Source organism: Streptomyces sp. NPDC044003 (assembly GCF_056435185.1).
In genome coordinates this window covers 1-20,501 of sequence record NZ_JBWKFA010000024.1, presented here as the reverse complement: position 1 = coordinate 20,501, position 20,501 = coordinate 1, and the positions used below count along the sequence as shown (strand labels likewise).

Here is a 20,501-nt window from a genome sequence, read left to right as displayed (position 1 = left end):
TTTTCCCCCCCCTTTTTTCTCCACCCCCCCCCCCCCCCCCCCCCCCCCCCACGCCCCCCCCCCCCCCCCCCCCCCCCCCCCCGCGCCGGTGTTCAGGACTCGTCTCGCCTGGGCAGCCGCCAGTTCGGGCGCGGGAAGTGGCAGGTGTAGCCGTCCGGGTACCGCTGGAGGTAGTCCTGGTGCTCCGGCTCCGCCTCCCAGAACGCGCCGGCCGGCACCACCTCGGTCACCACGGACCCCGGCCACAGCCCGGAGGCCTCGACGTCGGCGATGGTGTCCTGCGCGACGCGACGCTGCTCGTCGTCGACGTAGAAGACGGCGGAGCGGTAGCTGAGGCCCACGTCGTTGCCCTGCCGGTTCTTCGTGGTGGGGTCGTGGATCTGGAAGAAGTACTCCAGGATCGCCCGGTAGTCGGTGACCGTGGGATCGAAGACGATCTCTATCGACTCCGCGTGCCGCCCGTGATCGCGATAGGTGGGGCGGAGCTTGTCGTCGTCACCGCTGTAGCCCACCCGGGTGCGCACCACCCCGGGAAGCGATCGGATCAACTCCTCCATGCCCCAGAAGCAACCACCCGCCAGCAGTGCCCTCTGCTCGACGTCGCTCATGGCCATCACCTTTCTGTCCGGTTCGGTTCGCGCGGGTCCAGCCTCGCACACCTGTCGGGAACTCCGACACCTTCCGTCACCACCTTGACCGGTGACGATGCGTGTGGCAAATTCGTCACCAGTCAGGGCGGTGACAAGCCGGCGAAGCCGGCCCGCCCATTGCCGAAGTACCTGAGAGGGGTTTTGTCGTGGTGAGCATCAAGGGTGGACGCAAGCGGCTGGTGACGGGCGTGGTCTCGACGGTCACGGCGGGAATAGCGCTCGGCGCGTTCGCCCTCAGCGGCACGGCCAACAGTGCGACGCAGCCCGCCGAGGCCGCCGCTGCCGGCAGCCGCATCAAGCCGACCATCGTCCTGGAGCACGGCGCCTTCGCCGACGGCTCCAGCTGGAACGCTGTGATCGCCGACCTGCGGGCCGACGGCTACCCGGTCGTCGCCGCAGCCAACCCGCTGCGCGGCCCCGCCCCCGACGCCGCCGCCCTGCGCACCGTCCTCGACCACATCAAGGGCCCCAAGATCCTCGTCGGCCACTCCTACGGCGGCAACGTCATCAGCCAGGCCGCCACCGACGACCCCGACGTCAAGGCCCTCGTCTACGTCGCCGCCTTCCTCCCCGCCCCCGGCGAGAACGCCCTGGAGCTGACCAACAAGTACCCGGGCTCCACCCTCCCCGGCGCCCTCGACCCGGTCACCTACCAGCAGGCCGACGGCACCACCGCCACCGACCTGTACATCCAGCAGGACAAGTTCCGTCACCAGTTCGCCGCCGACGTCCCCGCCGACGAGGCCGCGCTCATGGCCGCCACGCAGCGCCCCATCGCCCAGGCCGCCCTCGAGGAGAAGGCCACCAGCGCCGCCTGGAAGACCAAGCCCTCCTGGGCCATCGTCACCACCCAGGACCTCAACATCCCCGCCGCCGCACAGCGCTTCATGGCCGAACGCGCCCACGCCCACACCACCGAGATCGCCGCCTCCCACTCCGTCGCCGTCTCCCACCCCCACCTCGTCGCCGACATCATCGAACGAGCCGCCCGCACCACCGTGCGCTGACGCGCCCCGCGCCCGGACGGGCGCCCGGCTCAGCACGAAACGTGTTGCCCCAGCCCAGTACCGCCAGGAGGCGCGGTGCTGGGCGCAGCCGTGTGACGGGCGCCGGCGAAGGGGTTGGCATTCCGGCTCGTCCGTCGATCTCGCGCCCGATCGTTCGCCGCTCCTTCAAGACGCCCCGGAGGCGATCGCCGAACTCAACGGCCTGCCGGCCCCGGCGACAGCAGGCGCTGAGCACGGGGGTGGTGGTGTGCGGCGCCTTCCTGCTTGGACGTCCGTTCCGGCCAGGGAATCAGCTGTCCAGTGAGAGTGCGTTCTTGGCGTGTGCGGCGGATTCCTCCGAGGCAGGTCCGCCGGGGTTCTCGGTGGCCAGTGCCTGGTTCAGGGTGACGAAGGGACGCATCCGCCGCTCGTAGCGGGCATACGCGATGCTGTGGTCGCCGCCGGCCCGGGCAAGGCAGTCGGCCAGCACGTGTGCGCCCGCGAGGGCCAGGCTGGTGCCCTGCCCCGAGAGGGGGGAAGGGCAGTAGCCGGCGTCTCCGAGCAGCGTCACCCTCCCCCGCGACCACTGGTCCATACGGATCTGGGCCATGGCGTCGCAATAGAAGTCGGGCGCCTTCCGTGCGGCCTCGGCCAGGCGGGGCCCCTCCCACCGCATCGACGCCAGCTTGTCCGCGACGAGCTGCCGCAAGGCGCCGCGGTCGCGCAGGTCGTGGGCGAGGGGGCCGGACTCGAACCCGAAGGCGATCCTGAGTTCGCTGTTGCCGCGTACGGGCATGATGCCGAAGCCCACGTCGCCGTCCCGCAGCCACATCTGCCAGTCGTCCAGGGCGAGGAAGTTCTCCGCGCTGAACACCGAGAGGTAGCTGCCCAGGTGGTGGGCGAAGCGCTCCTCCGGACCGAAGGCCAGGCGCCGTACGGTGGAGTGGAGGCCGTCGGCCCCGACCACGAGGTCGAAGGTGCGGGAGGGGCCGCGCGCGAAGTCGACACGCACGCCGGTCTCGCCGTCGTCGAGTGCGGTGATGCTGTCGCCGAAGACGTACTCGACGCCTGCGCGTGTGTGCTCGTACACCATCCGTACCAGGTCCTCGCGCAGCAGCTCGATGTCCTCGCTGTCGAGCCGGCCGCTGCTGAAGGTCGCCTCGGTGGAGCGGTCGACCTCGTTGCCGTCGGGGTCGAGGATCGACATGCCGCGCATCCTGGTCCGTACGCGGCCGGCCTGCTCAAGGAGGCCCATCCGCTCCACGACTTCGAGCGCGACGCCGCGGATGTCCACCGCCTGGCCGCCGGGGCGTTGGCCCGGCGCGCGTTCGACGACGGTGGGCGCGAAGCCGTGGTGGCGCAGCCAGTAGGCGAGGACGGGCCCGGCGATTCCGCCGCCGGAGATGAGTACGGTCTGCATGAGAAGTTCCTCCCGTGCTTTTACGGTGTACGCGCACTGAACGTACGCCGTACGCACACCCCCTCCAACTGCCCAATTGCCGTACCTGCACTAGGGCAGACGGCTTCAGTCGGGCGTTGCCGCTGCTACCGTCTGCACTAGTACAGGACAGGAAAGGGTGAGGACGTGACGAAGACCACAGGCGCGGCCGGCGATCCGCCCTATCTGCGGATCGTCGCCGCGATCCGGCGGCGCATCGCGGACGGTGAACTCGCCCCCGGAGACCGGGTTCCCTCGACGCGGCAGATCGCGGGGGAATGGGGCGTCGCGCTCGCCACCGCCACCAAGGCCCTGACCACCTTGCGCCTGGAGGGACTTGTCGAGGCCCGGCCCCGGGTCGGCACGGTCGTCGCCGGAACCGCCCCCGCCACCCCGCCGCGCAGGCGCCCGTCACCCGCCCCGGACCCCGAGCAGGAGCTGAACCTCGACCGGATCGTCCGCACGGCCATCGACATCGCCGACGCCGAAGGGCTGTCCGCGCTCTCCATGCGCGGCGTCGCGGCACGGCTCGGCGTCGCCGCCATGTCGACCTACCGGTACGTCGCCAGCAAGGACGACCTCATCCTGCTCATGGCCGACACGGCATTCGGCGAGGAGTCCTATCCCGCCGACGCCCCCGCGGAGTGGCGTGCCCGCATCGAACTCGGTGCTCGGACCCTGTGGTCCCTCTACCGCAAGCACCCGTGGCTGGCCCAGATCGGCTCTCTCACCCGCCCTCTGCTCGTACCCAACCTGATGGTCCACGGGGAGTGGATCCTGGGAGCTCTCGACGGCCACGGGCTCGATCCCACCAAGTTGTTCGACATCCACGTCCTGCTCTACAGCCATGTCCAGGGCCTGGCTGTGCACCTGGAGATGGAAGCGCACGCCGAGGCGGCCACGGGCCAGTCGGAGGACCAGTGGATGGACAGCCGCACCCCCGCTCTTCGGGAACTGGTGGAATCCGGCCGCTTCCCGACCTTCACCAAGGTGGTCGGAGCCTTCGAGGACGGCTATGACCTGCGTCTCGACGCTCTCTTCGAATTCGGCCTCAAGTCACTCCTCGACGGCCTGACTTCCCTCGTCGAAGGTCAGGAAGCCGTCACCTGAGGGGTCCCGCAGATACGTGTTGTGCGGGCTGTGGCCCTGTGCTTGGTGATGTGTGTGCCGGATCCCGACAGTTGTCACCGAGTGGGCCGGCCGGTCCGGGCGAACATCCGGAGGTGTGCCTTCTTGGCGCCACCGGCCGCGTCCTCATGGTTCGACGTAGTCGACCGCCTGCATCATGCCGAGGTCTTCGTGGTGCAGCTGATGGCAGTGGGCGATGGTGCGGCCGGTGAAGTCCTCGTACTTGACCAGGAAGGTGACCGATTCTCCGGGTCTGCCGCCGGCCAAGCCGATGGTGTCGTGCCAGATCGGCGCATCGAGCCGTTCGCCGTTCCTGTGGGTGAGGAGGATCTGGTTGGTGTGCAGGTGGAAGGGGTGGTTGTGCGCCGGCAGGGTTTCGTCGGTGCGGACGGTCCATCGCTCGACGGCGCCGAGGCGCAGGGTGTGGTTGGTGTAGCCCGGGTCGAACAGACCGTAAGCGGTGTCGCGGGTGAGGTCTCCGTGGGGGTCGGCCGCCGGGGTCGGGTTGGTGCCCAGCACGCGGAACGCGTTGGGAAACGCACCGGGGAAGACACCCGCATCGGCATGGAAGACCACCTCACGGTCCGCGTCGGGGTTGGCGATGTCCCTCTCGTCCAGGAACGGCTTGCCGGGCGGCAGCAAGGTCGGCAGCGCCATCGGCGGCTCGACGGGCTCTCCCGCCACCTCGACCGTCATCAGTGGCCCGGGCACCCCGTCGGCCCGCAGTTCATACCTGCCGGGCGCGCCGCCCCTGATCAGCACGTCGGCACGGTTGCCCATGACCATGTCCAGCAGGTTCAGAGCGACGGGCCTGGCGAAGGTGACGCCGTCCTGCGCGATCTGGTGGATCGTCAGGCCTCCACGGTCTCCGACAATCCGGAGTCGCAAGGCGGTGAACGCGGTCGCGGCGACCAGCCGCCACCGCTGGACCTCGCCGGGGCGCAACCGGAGGGTGGGGTTGACCGAACCGTTGACGGTGAAGGTGGAGGGGACGCCGGTCACCCACGCCCCCGAGGTGAAAGCGGGGACCTTGCCGCCCTTGACCTTGAGTTCGTTGATGCAGACGACAATGTCCGCGGCCGCCTGGATCTCGGGCACCTCATCGACGTCGCCTTCGACGACGATCACCCCGGCCATTCCTCCGACGATCTGTTCTGCGATGGCTCCGTGCAGGTGCGGGTGGTACCAGTAGGTGCCGGCGGGGTGGTCGGCCGGGATGTCGACGGTTGTCGTGTACCGCGGCTCCACGATGCCGGCGGCTGCCTCGTCGGCGGTACGCGGTGCGAACTCGCGCAGGACGTTGTCGGCGTGCCCGGACGGGGAGACGTGCATCCCGTGGGTGTGGAGGTTGAAGCTGTTGGGGTGGTGCGGCGTGTTGTGGCCGCCGGTGTGGGGTGGGTTGGGCGGCAGGCCGTTGATGTGCGTCAGCCGCAGGGTGTCCCCGCCGCGCAGGCGCAGGGTCGGCCCCGGGATCGTGCCGTTGTAGGTGCGCGTGGTGACAGGGCCGTAGCCCGGTACGGAGAAGTCCGTGAAACGGACGTCGAGCGTCTGCTCTACGACCGGACCAACCGAGCCGCGCACTGACCGCGAGGCCGACACGACAGGCTGCGGGAAGCCCGCCGACGCCGCCGTCGCACGCCGCCCGGCAAGGATCCCCTCGGACGTCGTCGCGAGGCCGGCGACGGTGACGGTGACGGCCCTGAGGACCAGGCGGCGACTGACCTCGCCGTTCTCTCCCATAACCGCATAATCTAGATCAAACATGAGAACGCGCCCGGGTGGCGCGCCGCCCCGTGCCGCAGCCCTCCGCGTCGGCGCCCGGCGCCGAAATCGGACGACCCGTCGCGGACCGGATCTGCACCCTCCCGCCGCAGAACGGTCACGAGCGTGCCGAAGCAGCGCGGGGGCCAGCCCGGTGAACGGGGCTCTCCAGGACGGCACCGACCCCGTGATCGCACCAGCCACAGCAAGGCCATCGCTTCCCTCCTTCACCGACCGCGGCAAATCATGCTGTACGGCCCTGCGTTCGCCCGCACGCACAAAGAGGCATCCGGGCGCGGCCGGTATCGAACCGACGGACCATCAGGCCGGTCGGCGGCGGCGGTAGTAGGCCCAGGCAAGGGCCAGCACGATCGGCCCCCAGAGCATCGCCGGGCTGATGCACACCCGGGCCAGGGCCATCCACCATCCGTTGCTGTACTCCGTCTCGGGCAGGATGCCCGCCCAGGCGAGCGGGTAGAGGTCGAACATCGCCACGAGGGCCAGGCCGCCCAGGACCGCCGGGACCACAGCGGCGAGCGGCGCCACCCGTCGGCCGCCGAGGAACGGCACCCAGCGCGGCACCACCTCGCCCCACCCGCTCACCAGGCCGGTGGTGAGCAGAGCCAGCGCCTCGGTGAGCACACTGAGACCGACGACGTAGAACGGAACCCACCATGGAGCGACAGCCGGGGCTGCCGGGTCGAGCATGCCCATACGGAAGTCGACGGCGAACGGCAGCCGCCACAGGCAGTGCGGCAGTACGACGAACGGGAGGGCCTTGGCGAGCCGGAGGGCCCAGCCGGGGACGGGGCGCTCGGTATCGCCAAACGACGGGGCGAGACGTGTGATCGGCATGCCCTCACCATCACCGGACCTCGACGACAGTGCGTCGGCCACATGGACGATCACGATCCCCCAAGAGAGTCAGCCTCCGTCGTCCTGGCGGCTGACCGTCGGCAGGACCCGGACGACCCTCTGGAGATCAGTTACGGGACAGCCCTTACTGACCGCCCGTACGGAGCCCGAGGGCCGTCCCTGCGCGATCAGTGGAACTCCTCGTCCGGGACGAGCGTGAGCAGCCGCCTCGTCTCCAAGTCCAGCCACGTCAGGGTCGGAGTGAGCCCGAACGCGGCCGGCCACGACTGGTCACGCGACGCGCCGTAGGTGACAGCGTCCTCGGCCTGCCTGGTGTGCAGGGCCAGGCAGGCCGCCGCAAGGACGACGCCCACGGGTCCCCTGAAGGGCGCGGGCGAGGCGCTCCGGCGCACGTCGTCATCATGCCGAGCAACAGCCGTGAGGGCTGTGGCCCCGAGCGCGATGGCGGCGCGGGGTCGGACGTCGTCCCTCGTCATCAGGTCGCCACGACGAGGAGCGACGGACCGGGGCTGCCGGCGAGGACCTGCTCCAGGTCCGTTCCCGCCACGATCCGGTCCTTCGCGACGGGGTGTCGGCCCCAGGGCCCTGGCCGCCGCCTTCTGTCCACCCCGCCGGGTGAACTGCGCCGCGAGAGTACCGGATTACTGCTCTTCCATGAACGCTTCGGGTCAGTCCGCCAGCGCGAAGAAGTGCATCGGTGAGTTCGGCCGGAAACCGATCCTCGGGTACACGGGCGCCCCGGCGACGGTCGCGTGCAGGGTGGCGCGGGTCAGCCCGGTGGCGCGGGCGCCCTCGTACAGCGCCTTGCGCGTCACCGCCTCGCCGTACCCCCGGCGCTGGTGGTCCGGGTCGGTCGCGACGAGTACGACGAACAGGCGGCCCTGCGCCTCGACGGTGGCGGCGCAGGCGACCGGGACGCCGTCCCGCAGGGCCAGGTAGGCGTACACCTCCTGCTTCCACAGGGTGGAGCCGTCCAGACCATCCCGGCCGTCCGCCAGGTCGAAGCCGTAGGCGCGCGAGTTGATGTCCGCGTAGTCCCGCAGCTGGCCGTCGGTGGTCACCCGCTCGAAGGTGAGATCCGCATGGTGGGGCTCGGGGATGGGCAGCAGATCGCCGGCCATGCCGGTGCCGGGGAAGGCGTGGGCCAGGCCCGCGCGCTGCACCGCCTCCCCCAGTACAGCGCGTGCGTCGTCCGCCAGCAGGTCCTCGAAGAGCCACAGGAAGCCCGGCCGCTTCTTGGACCGCATGATGTCCGCCGCCTGCCCCAGTCGCTTTTCCAGGAGGGCCGCGTCCGCCCCGACGTCGTTCAGGGTGATCGCGTTCCAGAACGCGAAGCGGGAGTCGGCCCAGCGGACGACGAGACCCGGCAGCTCCCGTACGTCCGCCTCCTCGTCCCGGTCGAGCACCATGGCGCGCCATGCCGTGGCGAGCTGTTCCACCGATTCGACCGCTGCCTCGAGATCCGTCACCGCAACTCCCTCATTCGTCGTGTGTGCGAACGTCCTACCCCCGTCCAACGACGATCACCGGCCAGAAGGTTCAGCCACCGCGGTCGGCGCATGCGGCCCGGTTCACTTCGCTCGTCGGTACGCGCCATGTCAGCGCCCCTGACCGCATGCGCCGACGAAGGGCCGATGACCTCGCCGTTCGCTCAGGCATCTCCGGGAGCGCCCCGGAAGAGGGCTCCGCGTGAGCGGCGCCCGGCCCGCGTCGCGGGTGTACGGACACGACGACGGCCGGCACCCGGTGTGGGCGTCGGCCGGTCGAGGGTGCCTGCCGTGTGGCTCAGGAAGCCGTAACCGCTTCCTTGGCGGTGGCGGAGTCGCGGGCGGCGGTCGTCTTCCCGGACTTCCGGCCCGGCTTGAGGAAGACGGCGAGGAGGGCGCCGACGGCGAGCGTGGGGGCGATCCAGAGGTAGCCACCCGCCGTGGCGTGGGCGAAGGCGTCCAGCGCGGTGTCGCGCAGAGTGCCCGGAAGCCGGCCGATGGTGTCGGGGCGGGTGGCGTCGAAGCCGCCCGAGGTCGGCAGGCCGCGGGTGTGGTCGGCGAATCCGCTGTTGAGCAGCGTGCCGAAGACGGCGACGCCGAAGGCCGCGCCGATGGAGCGGGCGAAGGTGACCACGGCACTGGCGGCACCGAGATCGGCGGCGGGGACGCTGTTCTGCACGGTGGTCAGCACGACCATGGGCACCATGCCCATGCCGACGCCGGTGATCAGGAAGTAGACGCTCAGCACGAGGGTGCCGGTGGTGGCCCCGATGGTGCCCAGCAGGAGCAGTCCGGCGAGGTTGGCGAGCAGTCCCGCGAGCAGGATCGGGCGCAGCCGGTCGGCCTGCGCGGACCATCGTCCGGCCAGGGACTGGCTGACGACCAGGCCGGCGACCAGGGGCAGCATGTGGATGCCGGAGAAGGTGGCCGAGACCCCGTGGACGATCTGGAGGTACGTGGGCAGGTAGACCAGGACGGCGAACATGGCCGCGTTGGCGACGAACCCGATCAGCGAGGAGAACACCACGGTCCGGGAGGTGAACATGGCCGGCGGCAGGACCGGGGCGGCGGCACGGCGCTCGACGGGGACCAGCAGTACGGCCAGGGCGACGGTGGCGACGATCAGGCCGAGGATGGCCGGCGAGGCCCAGCCCCAGCGCTCACCGAACGACGTGACGAGGACCAGGCCGGTGGCGATCGAGGCCAGGACCAGAGCGCCCAGGTAGTCGACGCGTGCCGTGGTTCCCCTGGCGGCGGTGGGCAGCGCCCGCGCGGCGATGACCAGCGCGACGGCGCCGAGGGGCAGGTTGATCAGGAAGGCCCACCGCCAGGACAGGTGGTCGGTGAAGACACCGCCCAGCAGGGGGCCGACGATGCTGGCGACGCCGTAGACCGAGCCGAACATGCCCTGGTACCGGCCGCGCTCGCTCGGGGCGACGATGTCGCCGACCAGGGCGAAGGTGAGCACGATCATGCCTCCGCCGCCCATGCCCTGGAGCACCCGGGCGCCGACCAGTTCGGGGAGGTTCCGCGCCAGGCCGCACGCCACCGAGGCGACCAGGAAGACCGTGGTCGAGGCCAGGTACAGGCGCTTGCGGCCGAACATGTCGCCGAGCTTGCCCCACAGCGGCGTCACCGCCGTCGAGGCGAGGAGATACGCGGCACTGACCCATGCGATGTCGTCGAACCCGTTCAGGTCCTCCGCTATCCGGGGCAGCGCGGTCGAGACGATCGTCTGGTCCAGGGCCGCCAGGAGGACCGCCAGGATCAGCGCGCTCATGGCGGCGGCCACACCACCGGTCCGGGGTGCGGCCACACCGCCCGTCCGGGGTGACGAGGACCGCTGTGACTTCGGCATCGAGGTTGCCTTTCTGACGTGAGGGGCGGACGCGCCCCTACCTGCGTGCGGCACGAGACAACAGACTCAGTGCACGGACACTAGAGCACTTAACTGCCACATCAATGTAGCACTTACTAGACAGAGCTCCACACTCGCGTGACCGTAGAGGCCTCAGGTTCCCCATTTCATGACTAGACTCGGTGCGGTGAGAGCAGACGCAGCACGTAACCTCGAAGCCGTCCTGACCACCGGGGCGCGCATGCTCGCATCCGACCCCGGTGCGAGCATGGCGAGCATCGCCGCCGAGGCGGGTGTGGACCGGCGCACCGTCTACCGGCGCTTCGACTCCCGCGAGGAACTCCTCGCCGCCATCTACGAAGCCCGCCTGACGGCCGTCGAGCAGGCCATCGAGGACGCCCGGCTGCGCGAGGCGCCCGTCGCCGTCGCCCTGCACCGCTACGTCGAGAACGTCATCGCCGTCAACCGCACCTGGCCCGTCGACCTCAGCCGGATGCTCGCCGACGACACCGTCCGCGCCCGCCGAGACGTGTCCGTCCGCGAGGTCGACACCTTCCTGGAACGCGCCACCGACGAGGGTCTGCTGCGCCCCGGTCTGCCGCAGGGGTGGGCAAGCGCGCTGCTGCCCCAGCTCATGCACCTGGTGGCCCGGCAGCTGCCCGAGCTGAGTCCCGGGCAGGCGGCGGACATCGTCGTCGACACCCTCCTGAAGGGCCTCGGCACGTCCTGACACAGGGACGGCCCCCGAGAACACGGGTGTCCATGTGTTCTCGGGGGCCGTCGGCCCGGGTGCCAGCAGGGGGCCTCCCGCCGACGCGCGGGGTCAGCGACCGGGCCGGCACGTGGGGGGCGAGGACTCGGGCGCCCGTCCACAGGGAGTCGCCGCCCATCTCCTCCGCGGTGCGGGAGCCACCGCGAGTGCCTTCGGGTCAGGAGGTCGGAAGGGCGAGTCCTACTCGGACAGGCGTCTCCTCATGGGGTCACGCGTTCGGGGTCCATGTCCGTCAGCGGGATGCCGAGCGCCGCTTCCAGGGCGGCGATCGTCCGCGCGGGCGCCACCGCGTGGATCGTGGTGAATCCGAGTTCGGCGGCCGGGGGCAGATACTGCTCGGTGTCGTCGACGAACACGCATTCCTGTGCCGACAGGCCGAGTTGATCGAGTACGAGCCGGAAGATCTCCCGATCGGGCTTGCGCGTTCCGTGGAGTTCGGACAGCACCACCGCGTCGTAGAGCTCGTCCAGCTCGTATCCGTCGTACAGGTTCCACGGGGTCAGGCCGACGGAATTGGAGAGGATGCCGACCTTCACTCCGGCCCTGCGCGCGGCGGCGGCCGCGGCGATCATCGAGGTCTCGGGGCGCAGGTCGGCGAAGATGCGGCCCATCAGGTTGTCCGGCGCGATGCCGAGGAGGCTTCCGGCCGCCTCGTTCCACTGCGTCTGGGTGAGCCTGCCGCGCTCCAGCTCCTCGGTGAGGCGGATTCCCTCGGGGTTCAGGTAGAGACCGGTGAGCAACGTCCCCTCGGCCAGTCCCGCGCGCTGCTCGAAGGCGAGTACGGCGGGCAGCAGAGGTGTCGTCAGCACACCACCGAAGTCGAGGACGAGGCCCTTGCAGTGCTGAGTCATACTCACACCTTAGGGGGCAGTCGGAACCGGCCTACCAGTGGGTCGACAAGTTCGTCTGCGGTCAGGTACGTGTGCGGTGCGGTGCGGTGGCTCACCGGCGCATCGGTCCTCGGACGGCGCCCGTTCAGTTCTTCAGCCGGTACGGATGCGCGGGGTACACCCCGAGGATGCGCACCTCGGAGGAGAAGAACCGCAGCTCGTGCAGGGCGAGGGCGACGCGCTGATCATCGGGATGTCCCTCGATCTCCACGTAGAAGCGGCTGGCATTGAGCCCCGCGCCCATCTGGTAACTCTCGATCTTGGTGAGGTTCACCCCACTGCTGGAGAAGCCGCCGAGTGCCTTGTACAGCGCACTGGGGATGTTGCGTACGCAGAAGAACAGGCTCGTCATCATCGGTTCTCCCGCGTCCGGTGCCGGGGTGGCGTCCCGGGACAGGACCACGAACCGCGTGGTGTTGTCGGGGTCGTCCTCGACGCCGGAGCGCAGCACGTCGAGGCCGTGCAGCGCGGCCGCGGCGGGCGGGGCGAGCGCCGCGTGCCGCGGGTCGCCCAGCTCGGCCACCTCGCGCGCCGCACCTGCCGTGTCGTCGCTGACGAGAGTGCGCCAGCCGCCCTCCCGCAACAGCTTGCGGCACTGCCCCAGGGCATGGACATGACTGCGTACGCACTCCACCTGTTCAAGGGTCGTGCCGGGCACCCCCATCAGGTCGAAGCGGATGGCGAGGAAGTACTCGGCGACGATGAACAGCCCCGACTCGGGCAGCAGATGGTGCACGTCCGCGACACGGCCGGCCGCGGAGTTGTCCACCGGGATCACGGCGACGTCGGCGGCGCCGAGCGTCACCGCGTCCAGGGCCTGCTCGAAGCCCGTGCAGGGCAGATCGACGCTCTCGGGGTACAGGGCGCGCGCGGCGGTCGCCGAGTTGGATCCGGGTTCACCCTGATATGCGACGGTCGTCACCGTGTCGAGCCTTTCCAAGAGGTCCTGTCACCGGGCAGCGGAAGCTCCCTCACTACCGCACCTGCCGAAGGACCGGGGCGCGGCCTCCATCAGGCGCACCAGGGAGGGCCGGCCGCCGCTCCCATCCAACGCGAGTGCGTGACCTCATGCCGACGCGCCCACATGGTGGACGGCGTTGCGGGAGTGCGCATGGGCGCGGTGAGCCAATCTCCGGCCGTCGAGGGCATACCCTGCCCGTGGTGGGCCCGCTGCAGGTCTGTGCACACATGATTGAGATACGTATGACACCAACCCGCATGTGTGGGAGTCGCCGCACCAGGCCGGGTCACCCGTCACCGACAACTCGGGACCAGGCCCACACATCAGGCACATAATCGGCCATCGCAGGTGACGGAATCCCCGTCGGACATCTACTCTTCGGCATGGGTCTCGGCGCACGCCAGGTGTGACACATCATGGCTCACCGACGGGTCGGTGCATCACACATATGAAGGCGCCACGTCCGAGGCTCTGAAGAGGCGTCGAGGGGCGGTCATCGCCACGGCGTGATGAAGGGAGTGGGGGACGGTGGAGTCGATCGACGGAACCATGGTCGGCAGAGAACCCGAACAGGAGATGCTGTCCGAGGTCGTGAAGGCATCCGGGGGCCGATCTTTCGTCCTCCGGGGCGACACAGGCGTGGGCAAGACCGCTCTGCTGGATCACGTCGCCGACCTCGCGGCGGGTGAGAAGCTCAGGGTGATCAGAGCGGCCGGGGTCGAGGCGGAGTCGGAGCTGCCGTTCGCCGGCCTGCACCAGTTCCTGTACCCGCTGCTCAGCTACATCGACGGCATGGACAACAGTCACCGCGGAGCCTTCGATGTCGTCTTCGGCAGGAGCGAGGGTCCGCCTCCTTCGGTCATGACCCTCGGTATCGCCGTCCTCGACCTGTTGTCCCTCGCGGCGTCGCAGAAGCCCATGGTGCTGGTGCTCGACGACGGTCAGTGGTTCGACAGCTGGAGCACCGAGGTGTGCGGGTTCGTGGGGCGACGGCTCTCCGGCAGCTCGGTGAAGCTCGTCGTCGGCCTGCGCTCGGACGTGCCTTCCGGCTTCGACACCGCCGCGCTGCCCCAACTGGCCGTGACCACGCTGTCGGAGAAGGCGTCCGAGCAGCTCCTGGACATGCACCACCCCGGGCTGGATCCGCAGATACGCCGTGTGGTCCTGGACGAGGCCCAGGGGAACCCGCTGGCACTGCTGGAACTGCCCCCGCATGTGCGCAGTGGCCGGGCAGCGGGCACCTCCGACGAGGTGTTCGGATACACGGGAGTGCCCCTGCCGCTGCGTCTGCAGCAGGTGTACGGTGCCCGGATCCAGAGGCTCGGTGACGGCGTCCGCCAGGAACTGTTGCGTGGTGCTCTGGACGGTGTCGCGGCGGGCACGGCGGTCGGCCGTGTCCGTGGCAGTCGTTACCGTATGACGGACGCCGATGAGGCGGCTGCCCGTGGACTGCTGGACATCGACCCGATCAGCGGCGACTTCGTCTTCCGGCATCCCCTGGTGCGTTCCACTGTGGTGCAGACGGCCACGCCCAACGAGCGCCGGGCCGCCCACGCGGTCCTTGCCCGTGTTCACCGCGAGGACCTGGAGCGACGTGCCATGCACCTGGCGGCCTCCACGGTCGACCCGGACGAACAGGTCGCGGCCGTGTTGGAGGCGGCGGCCGAATCCGCCACGCGGCGCGGAGGCTCGCAGGCCGCGGTGGCCTGGCTGACCCGGGCCGCGGAACTGAGCGAGAGCCACGAGGAACGCTCCCGCAGGCTGGGCAGCGCGGCGTTCATCGCCGGTCAGGCCGGCCTGCTGGACCGGGCCCAGCAACTGATCCGTTCCGACACCATGTCCGGCAGGACCGAGTCCCCCGCCTCGGTGGTGGCGACGGCCTATGCCGCGCTGTACGAGGACGGGGATCTGCGCTCCTCACGCCGCCACGTCGTGGCGGCGATCGAGAGCATCCGCGACACCGGTGTGGCGGAGCCGAACGAGGTGCTCACCCGCCTGGTCAACCTGCTGCTGGTCATCAGCCAGTACGCGAGCGACGAGGCGTCGTGGGAGCGAACCCATGAGCTGCTCGACTCGCTCGGCAGCCTGGTTCCCCCGAACTCCCGCCTCTACCAGGACGCGTGGGGCGACGTGGTACGTCGCGGTGCCGGCGTGCACGAGCGGGTGGAAGACGCCTTCGCCGACTTCCGCGCACTCGAACCGTGGGACATCAGCCGGCTCTCCGTCGCCGCCTACCACGTGGACAGCCTCAGCCAGTACCGGCCTCATCTGCAGCGCACCGTCGACCGCGAGGTGGAGACCGGAGCGATGGCCACCGGTATGACCATGCTGCACCTGATCATGCTCGACCAGCTGGCGGTCGGCGAATGGGACGACGCGGAACGGACCGGACAGCGGGGCCTGGAGTTGACGACCTCGCACCAGCACGCGCTCTTCGCCCATCAGACGCGTGCGTATCTGGGACTGCTGGCCGCGTTGCGCGGCCAGACGCACCGCGCCCGGGAACTCCAGGCCACCGCCGACGCCTGGGCCCGACCCCGCGGCATCGGCTTCCTCACCCAGATCACCGACGCCATCGGCACCACCGCCGCCCTCGCCGAAGGCGACTACGAGGCCGCCTACCTCCACGCCATCGGCATCACGCCGCCCGGCACCTTCACCCCCTACACCCACCAAGCCACCCGCACCCTCCTCGACCTCGTCGAAGCAGCCCTCCACACCGGCCGCACCGAACAGGCCCGCCAACACGCCCTCGCCGCACAACAAGCCCACCTCCCCGAGGTCTCCCCCCGCCTCGCCCTCCTGACCCACGGCGCCCTCGCCATGACCGCCACCGACCCCACCGAGGCCGACCACCACTACCACCAGGCCGAAACCCACCCCACCGCCGCCGCCTTCCCCTTCGAACTCGCCCGCATCCGCCTCGCCCACGGCACCCGCCTCCGCCACACCCAGGGAAGGAAGTCGGCACGGCTGTCGCTCACTCTGGCAGCGGACACGTTCGAGCGGCTCGGCGCACCCACCTGGGCCGAACGCGCCCGCGCCGAACTCCGCGCCTCCGGCGCGTCCACCCCGGCCTCCTCAGCACACCTCGCGGCCCTCACCTGGCAGGAGCGCCGCATCGCGGACCTGGCCGCCGGCGGCCTGACGAACAAGGAGATCGGCGAACGCCTGCACCTCTCGCCGCGCACCGTCAGCTCCCACCTCTACCGCGTGTTCCCCAAACTCGGCATCACCACCCGCGCAGCGCTGCGCGACGCCCTGGGAAGGATGCCCGACGGCCAGAACGCATGACGTTCAGTTCGCCGCCGGATCGGCGTGGATGCCGTGTTCGTCGAGCCAGCCGAGCACGTAGTCGGCGACGACACGCCATCCGCTGTCGATGACCAGCGAGTGGGCCCGGTCCGCGAACTGCTTCAGGTCGGTCACGGCGGTGGTGTCGCCGTACTGCTTGTACACCGCGCGGGTGGCCGCGTCCGGTACGAGCCTGTCCTCCTGCCCGGAGATCAGCAGGAGCGGGCCGCGTCCCGCGTTGCCGACGTCCGCCACGGCGCGCGGGCTGCGGGCCGCTCCCCCGCACCCGAGGTCGGCGAGCAGGCGTCGTGGTGCCGGCACCACGTAGCGCTCGTAGAGCCGGTCGGACTCCTCCGCCCCGACCGTGTTCGAGAAGAGGTGGTGGAACTGCTCCGGCGACAGGGACACCAGCTGCCCGTCTAGGCCTTGGTCGGAGGAAGGCACCAGCCCGGCGGGGGATGCCGGCAGCGGGATGTCGTTGATCGGGGCGGGTGCGATGGCCACGGCGGCACGGCCGACATCGGCGGCGATCAGATGCTGCGCGATGAGACCGCCGACGGAGTGGCCGACGATCACGGGGGCGGTATCGAAGGAACGCACGATGTCGGCGTAGTGGTCCGTGAGCAAGTCCAGACCGATCCGGCCGAGCGTGTCCGGGCACGCGCGCAGGTCGCGGGCGAGAGCGGCCTCTCCCGGCCAACCGGGCGCGAGAGTGAGGAACCCCCTGGCGGCGAAGCGCTCTGCCCACGACTCCCAGCAGAGCGCGTGCAGCCACGCCCCATGGATAAAGACGACGGGAGTACGTTTCACGGCTGGCTCCTCCGAGCATGACGACCATCCGGCACCGGCGCACGGCGCCTGTTTCAGCATCGTTGAGGCGTGGGCCAGGGGCGACAGTCGAATGACTTAATGTTGCCGCCCCGTGGCGGGCGGGAGGCCGGACCGTTCGGCGGGCTGTCTCCGGACCGGTCGGCGGCCTGGCTCCGAACCGGTCGGCGGACTGCCTCCGAACCGCTGGCCGAATGACTCCGAACCGGTCGGCCGAATGACTCCGAACTGGTCCGCTCCGGCGCTCACGCCCGGCGGCCCGCAGGCGGCGACCCCGACGAAGACCGTCACCGCAGGTTGCGTTCGACGGTCAAGTTACTTATGAAAGCCGGTCTCGCAAGAACGAGGGTGGGTTGGTCCAGCTTCCGCCGCAGGGAAGGATCTACTCGTCATGAGCGGCTGCCAACCAGGTGCACGGGCCGGCCGAACGGCGCCGCGAGGACGTCCTCGGCTGACCCTGGACATCGAGCGCGTGCTGGACGTCTCCACCCGTCAGACGGTCAGGGCGGAATTCCGGTTCGATCCGAGCGCTCCCCTTGTCGTGTGTATGGAGCTGGTCATCGAAAGCGGCCCGCGCGTCCTGTGGCGTATCGGGCGTGACCTGCTCCATCAGGGGCTGTACGCGATGAGCGGCCTCGATGCCGTCCAGATCTGGCCCTCGACCCCTGAGGAGCGGGCGACCGCGTGGCTTCAGCTGACCTCCGGTGACATGGCGGCGCTGTTCGAACTGCCCGTACCACCGCTGGCGGAATGGCTGCAGTACACGTACGAGCTCGTTCCCGCAGGTCAAGAGCTCACCACAGTCGACTGGGACGCCACCGCTGCGAACCTGCTGCAGAGCCCGGGCGCACGATCCGACTGATCACGGCGAAAGATGCCGGATCCGCCACCGTGCTCCCCGGGCTCAGGCCGTCGCGCCCCGCCGGGCGCCTCGAAGTTCTCACACGTGAAAGGGCAAGGCATGAGCAGGACACCAGGAGGCCCGGGAGACAGCGGGGCGGCGGAGGATCGGGCACTGACGCTGGCCGCCCAGGCCGGCGACGTATCGGCTCTGGCACTGCTCCTTGAGCGGCACCGGCCCGGAATGCGCGCGGTGGCGCTGAGCCTCCTCGGACCGGGGGCCGACGTGGACGACGTCATGCAGGAGACGGCACTGGTGGCGCTACGGCGGATCGTGGACGTCCGCGATCCGGAAGCCGTGGGGCCGTGGCTGCGGATGGTCGTCCGCAACACGTGCCGGACGCTGCTGCGCGCCTCCCGGCGCACCGAGCCGGTGGAAGAGGTGCCGATGCCACCGGACAGCGTCACACCCGAGCAGGTTCTGCAGAGCCACGCGCTGCGGGACTGGGTGTGGGAAGCCGTCGAGGCACTGTCGCCGACCCTGCGGCTGCCCGTCGTCCTGCGCTATTTCTCCACCGGTATCACGTCCTACCAGCAGATCGCCGAGGCGTGTGCGGTGCCCGTCGGCACCGTACGCAGCAGGCTGAGCCAGGCTCGTACCGTCCTCGCCCAGGCCCTGACCGCGACGGCGGCCACGGCGCACGAGGACGTGCTCCGGCGCACCAAGGCCAGCTGGCAAGAGGCACACGCAACCCTCGAAGCCGCCGAGCGCGGCGAGTTCGGAAACGTGGTCAAGGACCGCTACTCCCCCGAAGTCTCGTTGCTGGCCGGGGGCGTACGGCTCGGTGGAGCCGACCTCCTGGTGGCGGGCATGGACGGCGACCTCTCGGCGGGCGTGCGTCAGCGCCCCCTGCATGTGGTGGCCGGCCGTTCGCTGGTCGTCTGGGAGATGGAGCTGGTCAACCCGCCGTACGCCCCGGACCACTGCCCGCCCGCGGTCGCGTGGATCATGACACTGGATGGCGGCCGCGTCGACCGGATGTCCCTGTATCACTCACCAAGGCCGCGGGCAGTACCGCCTCCCGACGCGGCGTAGTGCCGTGGCACCCTGCCGGTCGGTGTGACCTGAATCACCCTCCGCCGATCGAACTTCCCGCCCTCCGGAGAGTCCTGTCGCTGTCAGCGACACCTGCACACCTGCACACCTCGCGGAGGTTCTTATGAACGATTCCATCGCACACACCGACCCCCTCTCTCCCGGCGCACACTCCTACCCACTGGGCGGACTGGTGCAGCGCTATCACGTCCACGGCAGCGGCCCTGTGTGCGTGGCGCACTCCGGCGGGCCCGGCATCTTCTGGGAGTACCTGCGCATGCCCGCCCTCGAGGAGCACCTGACCATGGTGTACGTCGAGCCCCTCGGCACCACCGAGGACAGCCGTCTCCCCACGCACCCGCACGGGTACACCCGCGAGCGCTACAGCAGCTTCCTGGAGACACTGATCAACCGCCTCGGCGTACCCGAGGTGCACCTGCTGGGACATTCGCACGGTGCGTTCGTGGCCGCCTACCACGCGGTGCACCGCCCCGGGCAGCTGGCGGGCGTCGTGCTGTACGACGGTGCTCCGGTGACCGGCCCCGAACACGCCGCGGAAGCGGGTCGCATGGTGGAGGAGTTCGCCGGGAGGCATGCCGGCCATCCGGGACTGCCGGACGTGCTCGCCGCGTTCGGCGCGATGTCCGGCACCTCCGACGACGCGCAGACAGAAGCGGTCGCCCGTGGTGTGCTGCCGTCGTACTTCGCCGACTACTGGGGCAACGAGGAGCGGCTGGCTCCGTTCCGGGACGCGGTCCGGGCCGCGTACATCTCGGGACTGGACGAGGACCACACCCCCGAGGTCATCGATGACCGTGCCGCGCTGAAGGCACTGACGGTCCCCGCTCTGGTCGTCGTGGGCCGGCACGACGTCATCTGTGGCGTGCGCTGGGGCACAGAACTCCACGAGCTGATTCCCGACGCGCGACTTCGGATTCTGGAGAACAGCGGCCACATGGGGCACGTCGAAGAGCCGGAGCTGTTCGCCGAGTCCGTACGCGGCTTCGTCCTGGAGACGGCGGCCATGTAGCCGGAACGGCACCTCACGTGCGTCGGCCTGGGTCGGGCGGACGCACGTGAGGTGCCGTCGGATTCCCACGCGCTCCACGGACGAGGATTGCTCGCCTCCGGCACAACCGGGGACGGCGAGCTGTTCCAGCGAAGCACCCCCACTGGGCTCGGCGTCAGGGCGCCGGGGTCGCGACGGCCACGGAGCCGGACTGCGACCTTGGGGCCTACGCGCCGGGCTTCTTCGGGGCGATCATGCGCGGGTCGACCGCCTCTCCCGAGGCCCCTTCGCGGTACAGACCGTCGCAAAGACTGTCCGGTCCTGGAGCCACAGGAAGCCCCGCCGCATGCACAGGCCGCTGTCCGGGTCCGGGCCGGAGCCACGGGGTGAACCGGCCAGCCCTGTGCACCACACCACTACGCGACGACACGCGGCGCCCCAACGGCACCCCCGACGGCACTGTGGCTGCTCTGGTCTGCGCACGGCACGGGATCAGTCCTCGCCACATCTGTCTGCCCGAACACGTCACACACCTAGTAGTGCTTTGTTAGGTGTCTTGTCGTGGTGGGTGGTTGGTAGTTCGCTGGCTGTATGAGGGTTGGGGAGCTTGCTGGGGTGCGGGGCCGG

The 20,501-nt window shown here is 70.1% G+C and carries 18 protein-coding genes and 1 pseudogene; 7 read left to right on the top strand and 12 right to left on the bottom strand.

Annotated features, from left to right (window positions below):
- Window positions 1-92: 92 nt before the first annotated feature.
- Window positions 93-608: a peptide-methionine (S)-S-oxide reductase MsrA gene (msrA, locus tag AC07AW_RS40970; RefSeq protein ID WP_478820550.1), complete on the bottom strand. Its 516-nt coding sequence runs from the start codon at window positions 606-608 to the stop codon at window positions 93-95.
- A 188-nt stretch (window positions 609-796) separates the two neighbouring features.
- Between msrA and AC07AW_RS40965 the strand changes: the two genes are divergently transcribed.
- Window positions 797-1,657 carry an alpha/beta fold hydrolase gene (locus AC07AW_RS40965; protein ID WP_478820549.1) on the top strand — a complete coding sequence of 287 codons (861 nt, stop codon included), beginning with the start codon at window positions 797-799 and terminating at the stop codon, window positions 1,655-1,657.
- Between the two features lie 289 nt (window positions 1,658-1,946).
- Here AC07AW_RS40965 and AC07AW_RS40960 read toward each other — a convergent pair whose 3' ends face one another.
- Window positions 1,947-3,056: an FAD-dependent monooxygenase gene (locus tag AC07AW_RS40960; protein ID WP_478820548.1), complete on the bottom strand. Its 1,110-nt coding sequence runs from the start codon at window positions 3,054-3,056 to the stop codon at window positions 1,947-1,949.
- 165 nt (window positions 3,057-3,221) lie between these two features.
- On the opposite strand from AC07AW_RS40960, the gene AC07AW_RS40955 reads away from it, so the two are divergent.
- Complete coding sequence (locus AC07AW_RS40955) at window positions 3,222-4,184, top strand: TetR/AcrR family transcriptional regulator C-terminal domain-containing protein (RefSeq protein ID WP_478820547.1); 963 nt, start codon at window positions 3,222-3,224, stop codon at window positions 4,182-4,184.
- A 144-nt stretch (window positions 4,185-4,328) separates the two neighbouring features.
- Here AC07AW_RS40955 and AC07AW_RS40950 read toward each other — a convergent pair whose 3' ends face one another.
- The 7 genes and pseudogenes from AC07AW_RS40950 to AC07AW_RS40920 all read right to left on the bottom strand — a co-directional run bounded on the left by AC07AW_RS40950 (window position 4,329) and on the right by AC07AW_RS40920 (window position 10,106).
- Complete coding sequence (locus tag AC07AW_RS40950) at window positions 4,329-5,942, bottom strand: multicopper oxidase family protein (RefSeq protein WP_478820546.1); 1,614 nt, start codon at window positions 5,940-5,942, stop codon at window positions 4,329-4,331.
- Window positions 5,943-6,040: 98 nt separating this feature from the next.
- Window positions 6,041-6,167, bottom strand: a pseudogene (locus AC07AW_RS40945) (IS5/IS1182 family transposase); the annotation flags it as partial.
- Between the two features lie 117 nt (window positions 6,168-6,284).
- Entirely contained in the window at window positions 6,285-6,818 is a 534-nt protein-coding gene (locus AC07AW_RS40940; protein ID WP_478820545.1) for a hypothetical protein, read from the bottom strand.
- Window positions 6,819-7,006: 188 nt separating this feature from the next.
- Window positions 7,007-7,231, bottom strand: a complete 225-nt coding sequence (locus tag AC07AW_RS40935) for a Bax inhibitor-1/YccA family membrane protein (RefSeq protein WP_478820544.1) — start codon at window positions 7,229-7,231, stop codon at window positions 7,007-7,009.
- 83 nt (window positions 7,232-7,314) lie between these two features.
- Window positions 7,315-7,446, bottom strand: a complete 132-nt coding sequence (locus AC07AW_RS40930) for a hypothetical protein (protein WP_478820543.1) — start codon at window positions 7,444-7,446, stop codon at window positions 7,315-7,317.
- A 61-nt stretch (window positions 7,447-7,507) separates the two neighbouring features.
- On the bottom strand, window positions 7,508-8,248 hold the full coding sequence (locus AC07AW_RS40925; protein WP_478820563.1) for a GNAT family N-acetyltransferase: 741 nt from the start codon (window positions 8,246-8,248) through the stop codon (window positions 7,508-7,510).
- A gap of 376 nt (window positions 8,249-8,624) precedes the next feature.
- The gene (locus AC07AW_RS40920) at window positions 8,625-10,106 is read right to left on the bottom strand and encodes an MDR family MFS transporter (protein WP_478820542.1); all 1,482 of its coding nucleotides are present in this window, start codon (window positions 10,104-10,106) and stop codon (window positions 8,625-8,627) included.
- Window positions 10,107-10,425: 319 nt separating this feature from the next.
- On the opposite strand from AC07AW_RS40920, the gene AC07AW_RS40915 reads away from it, so the two are divergent.
- Window positions 10,426-10,914 carry a TetR/AcrR family transcriptional regulator gene (locus AC07AW_RS40915; protein ID WP_478820562.1) on the top strand — a complete coding sequence of 163 codons (489 nt, stop codon included), beginning with the start codon at window positions 10,426-10,428 and terminating at the stop codon, window positions 10,912-10,914.
- 242 nt (window positions 10,915-11,156) lie between these two features.
- On the opposite strand, the gene AC07AW_RS40910 is transcribed toward AC07AW_RS40915, so the two are convergent.
- Both AC07AW_RS40910 and AC07AW_RS40905 read right to left on the bottom strand, forming a co-directional pair.
- Window positions 11,157-11,807, bottom strand: coding sequence for an HAD-IA family hydrolase (locus AC07AW_RS40910; protein WP_478820541.1), 651 nt, complete (start codon window positions 11,805-11,807; stop codon window positions 11,157-11,159).
- A gap of 124 nt (window positions 11,808-11,931) precedes the next feature.
- Window positions 11,932-12,768 carry a prephenate dehydratase gene (locus AC07AW_RS40905; RefSeq protein WP_478820540.1) on the bottom strand — a complete coding sequence of 279 codons (837 nt, stop codon included), beginning with the start codon at window positions 12,766-12,768 and terminating at the stop codon, window positions 11,932-11,934.
- Window positions 12,769-13,356: 588 nt separating this feature from the next.
- Between AC07AW_RS40905 and AC07AW_RS40900 the strand changes: the two genes are divergently transcribed.
- Window positions 13,357-16,101 carry a helix-turn-helix transcriptional regulator gene (locus tag AC07AW_RS40900; protein WP_478820561.1) on the top strand — a complete coding sequence of 915 codons (2,745 nt, stop codon included), beginning with the start codon at window positions 13,357-13,359 and terminating at the stop codon, window positions 16,099-16,101.
- A gap of 3 nt (window positions 16,102-16,104) precedes the next feature.
- On the opposite strand, the gene AC07AW_RS40895 is transcribed toward AC07AW_RS40900, so the two are convergent.
- Window positions 16,105-16,911, bottom strand: a complete 807-nt coding sequence (locus AC07AW_RS40895; protein ID WP_478820539.1) for an alpha/beta hydrolase — start codon at window positions 16,909-16,911, stop codon at window positions 16,105-16,107.
- A gap of 409 nt (window positions 16,912-17,320) precedes the next feature.
- Between AC07AW_RS40895 and AC07AW_RS40890 the strand changes: the two genes are divergently transcribed.
- The 3 genes from AC07AW_RS40890 to AC07AW_RS40880 all read left to right on the top strand — a co-directional run bounded on the left by AC07AW_RS40890 (window position 17,321) and on the right by AC07AW_RS40880 (window position 19,895).
- The gene (locus tag AC07AW_RS40890; protein ID WP_478820538.1) at window positions 17,321-17,791 is read left to right on the top strand and encodes an SsgA family sporulation/cell division regulator; all 471 of its coding nucleotides are present in this window, start codon (window positions 17,321-17,323) and stop codon (window positions 17,789-17,791) included.
- Between the two features lie 99 nt (window positions 17,792-17,890).
- On the top strand, window positions 17,891-18,865 hold the full coding sequence (locus tag AC07AW_RS40885) for an RNA polymerase sigma factor (protein WP_478820537.1): 975 nt from the start codon (window positions 17,891-17,893) through the stop codon (window positions 18,863-18,865).
- Between the two features lie 124 nt (window positions 18,866-18,989).
- Window positions 18,990-19,895 (top strand): alpha/beta fold hydrolase, encoded by a 906-nt coding sequence (locus AC07AW_RS40880; RefSeq protein ID WP_478820536.1) that lies wholly within the window; start codon window positions 18,990-18,992, stop codon window positions 19,893-19,895.
- Window positions 19,896-20,501 lie beyond the last annotated feature (606 nt).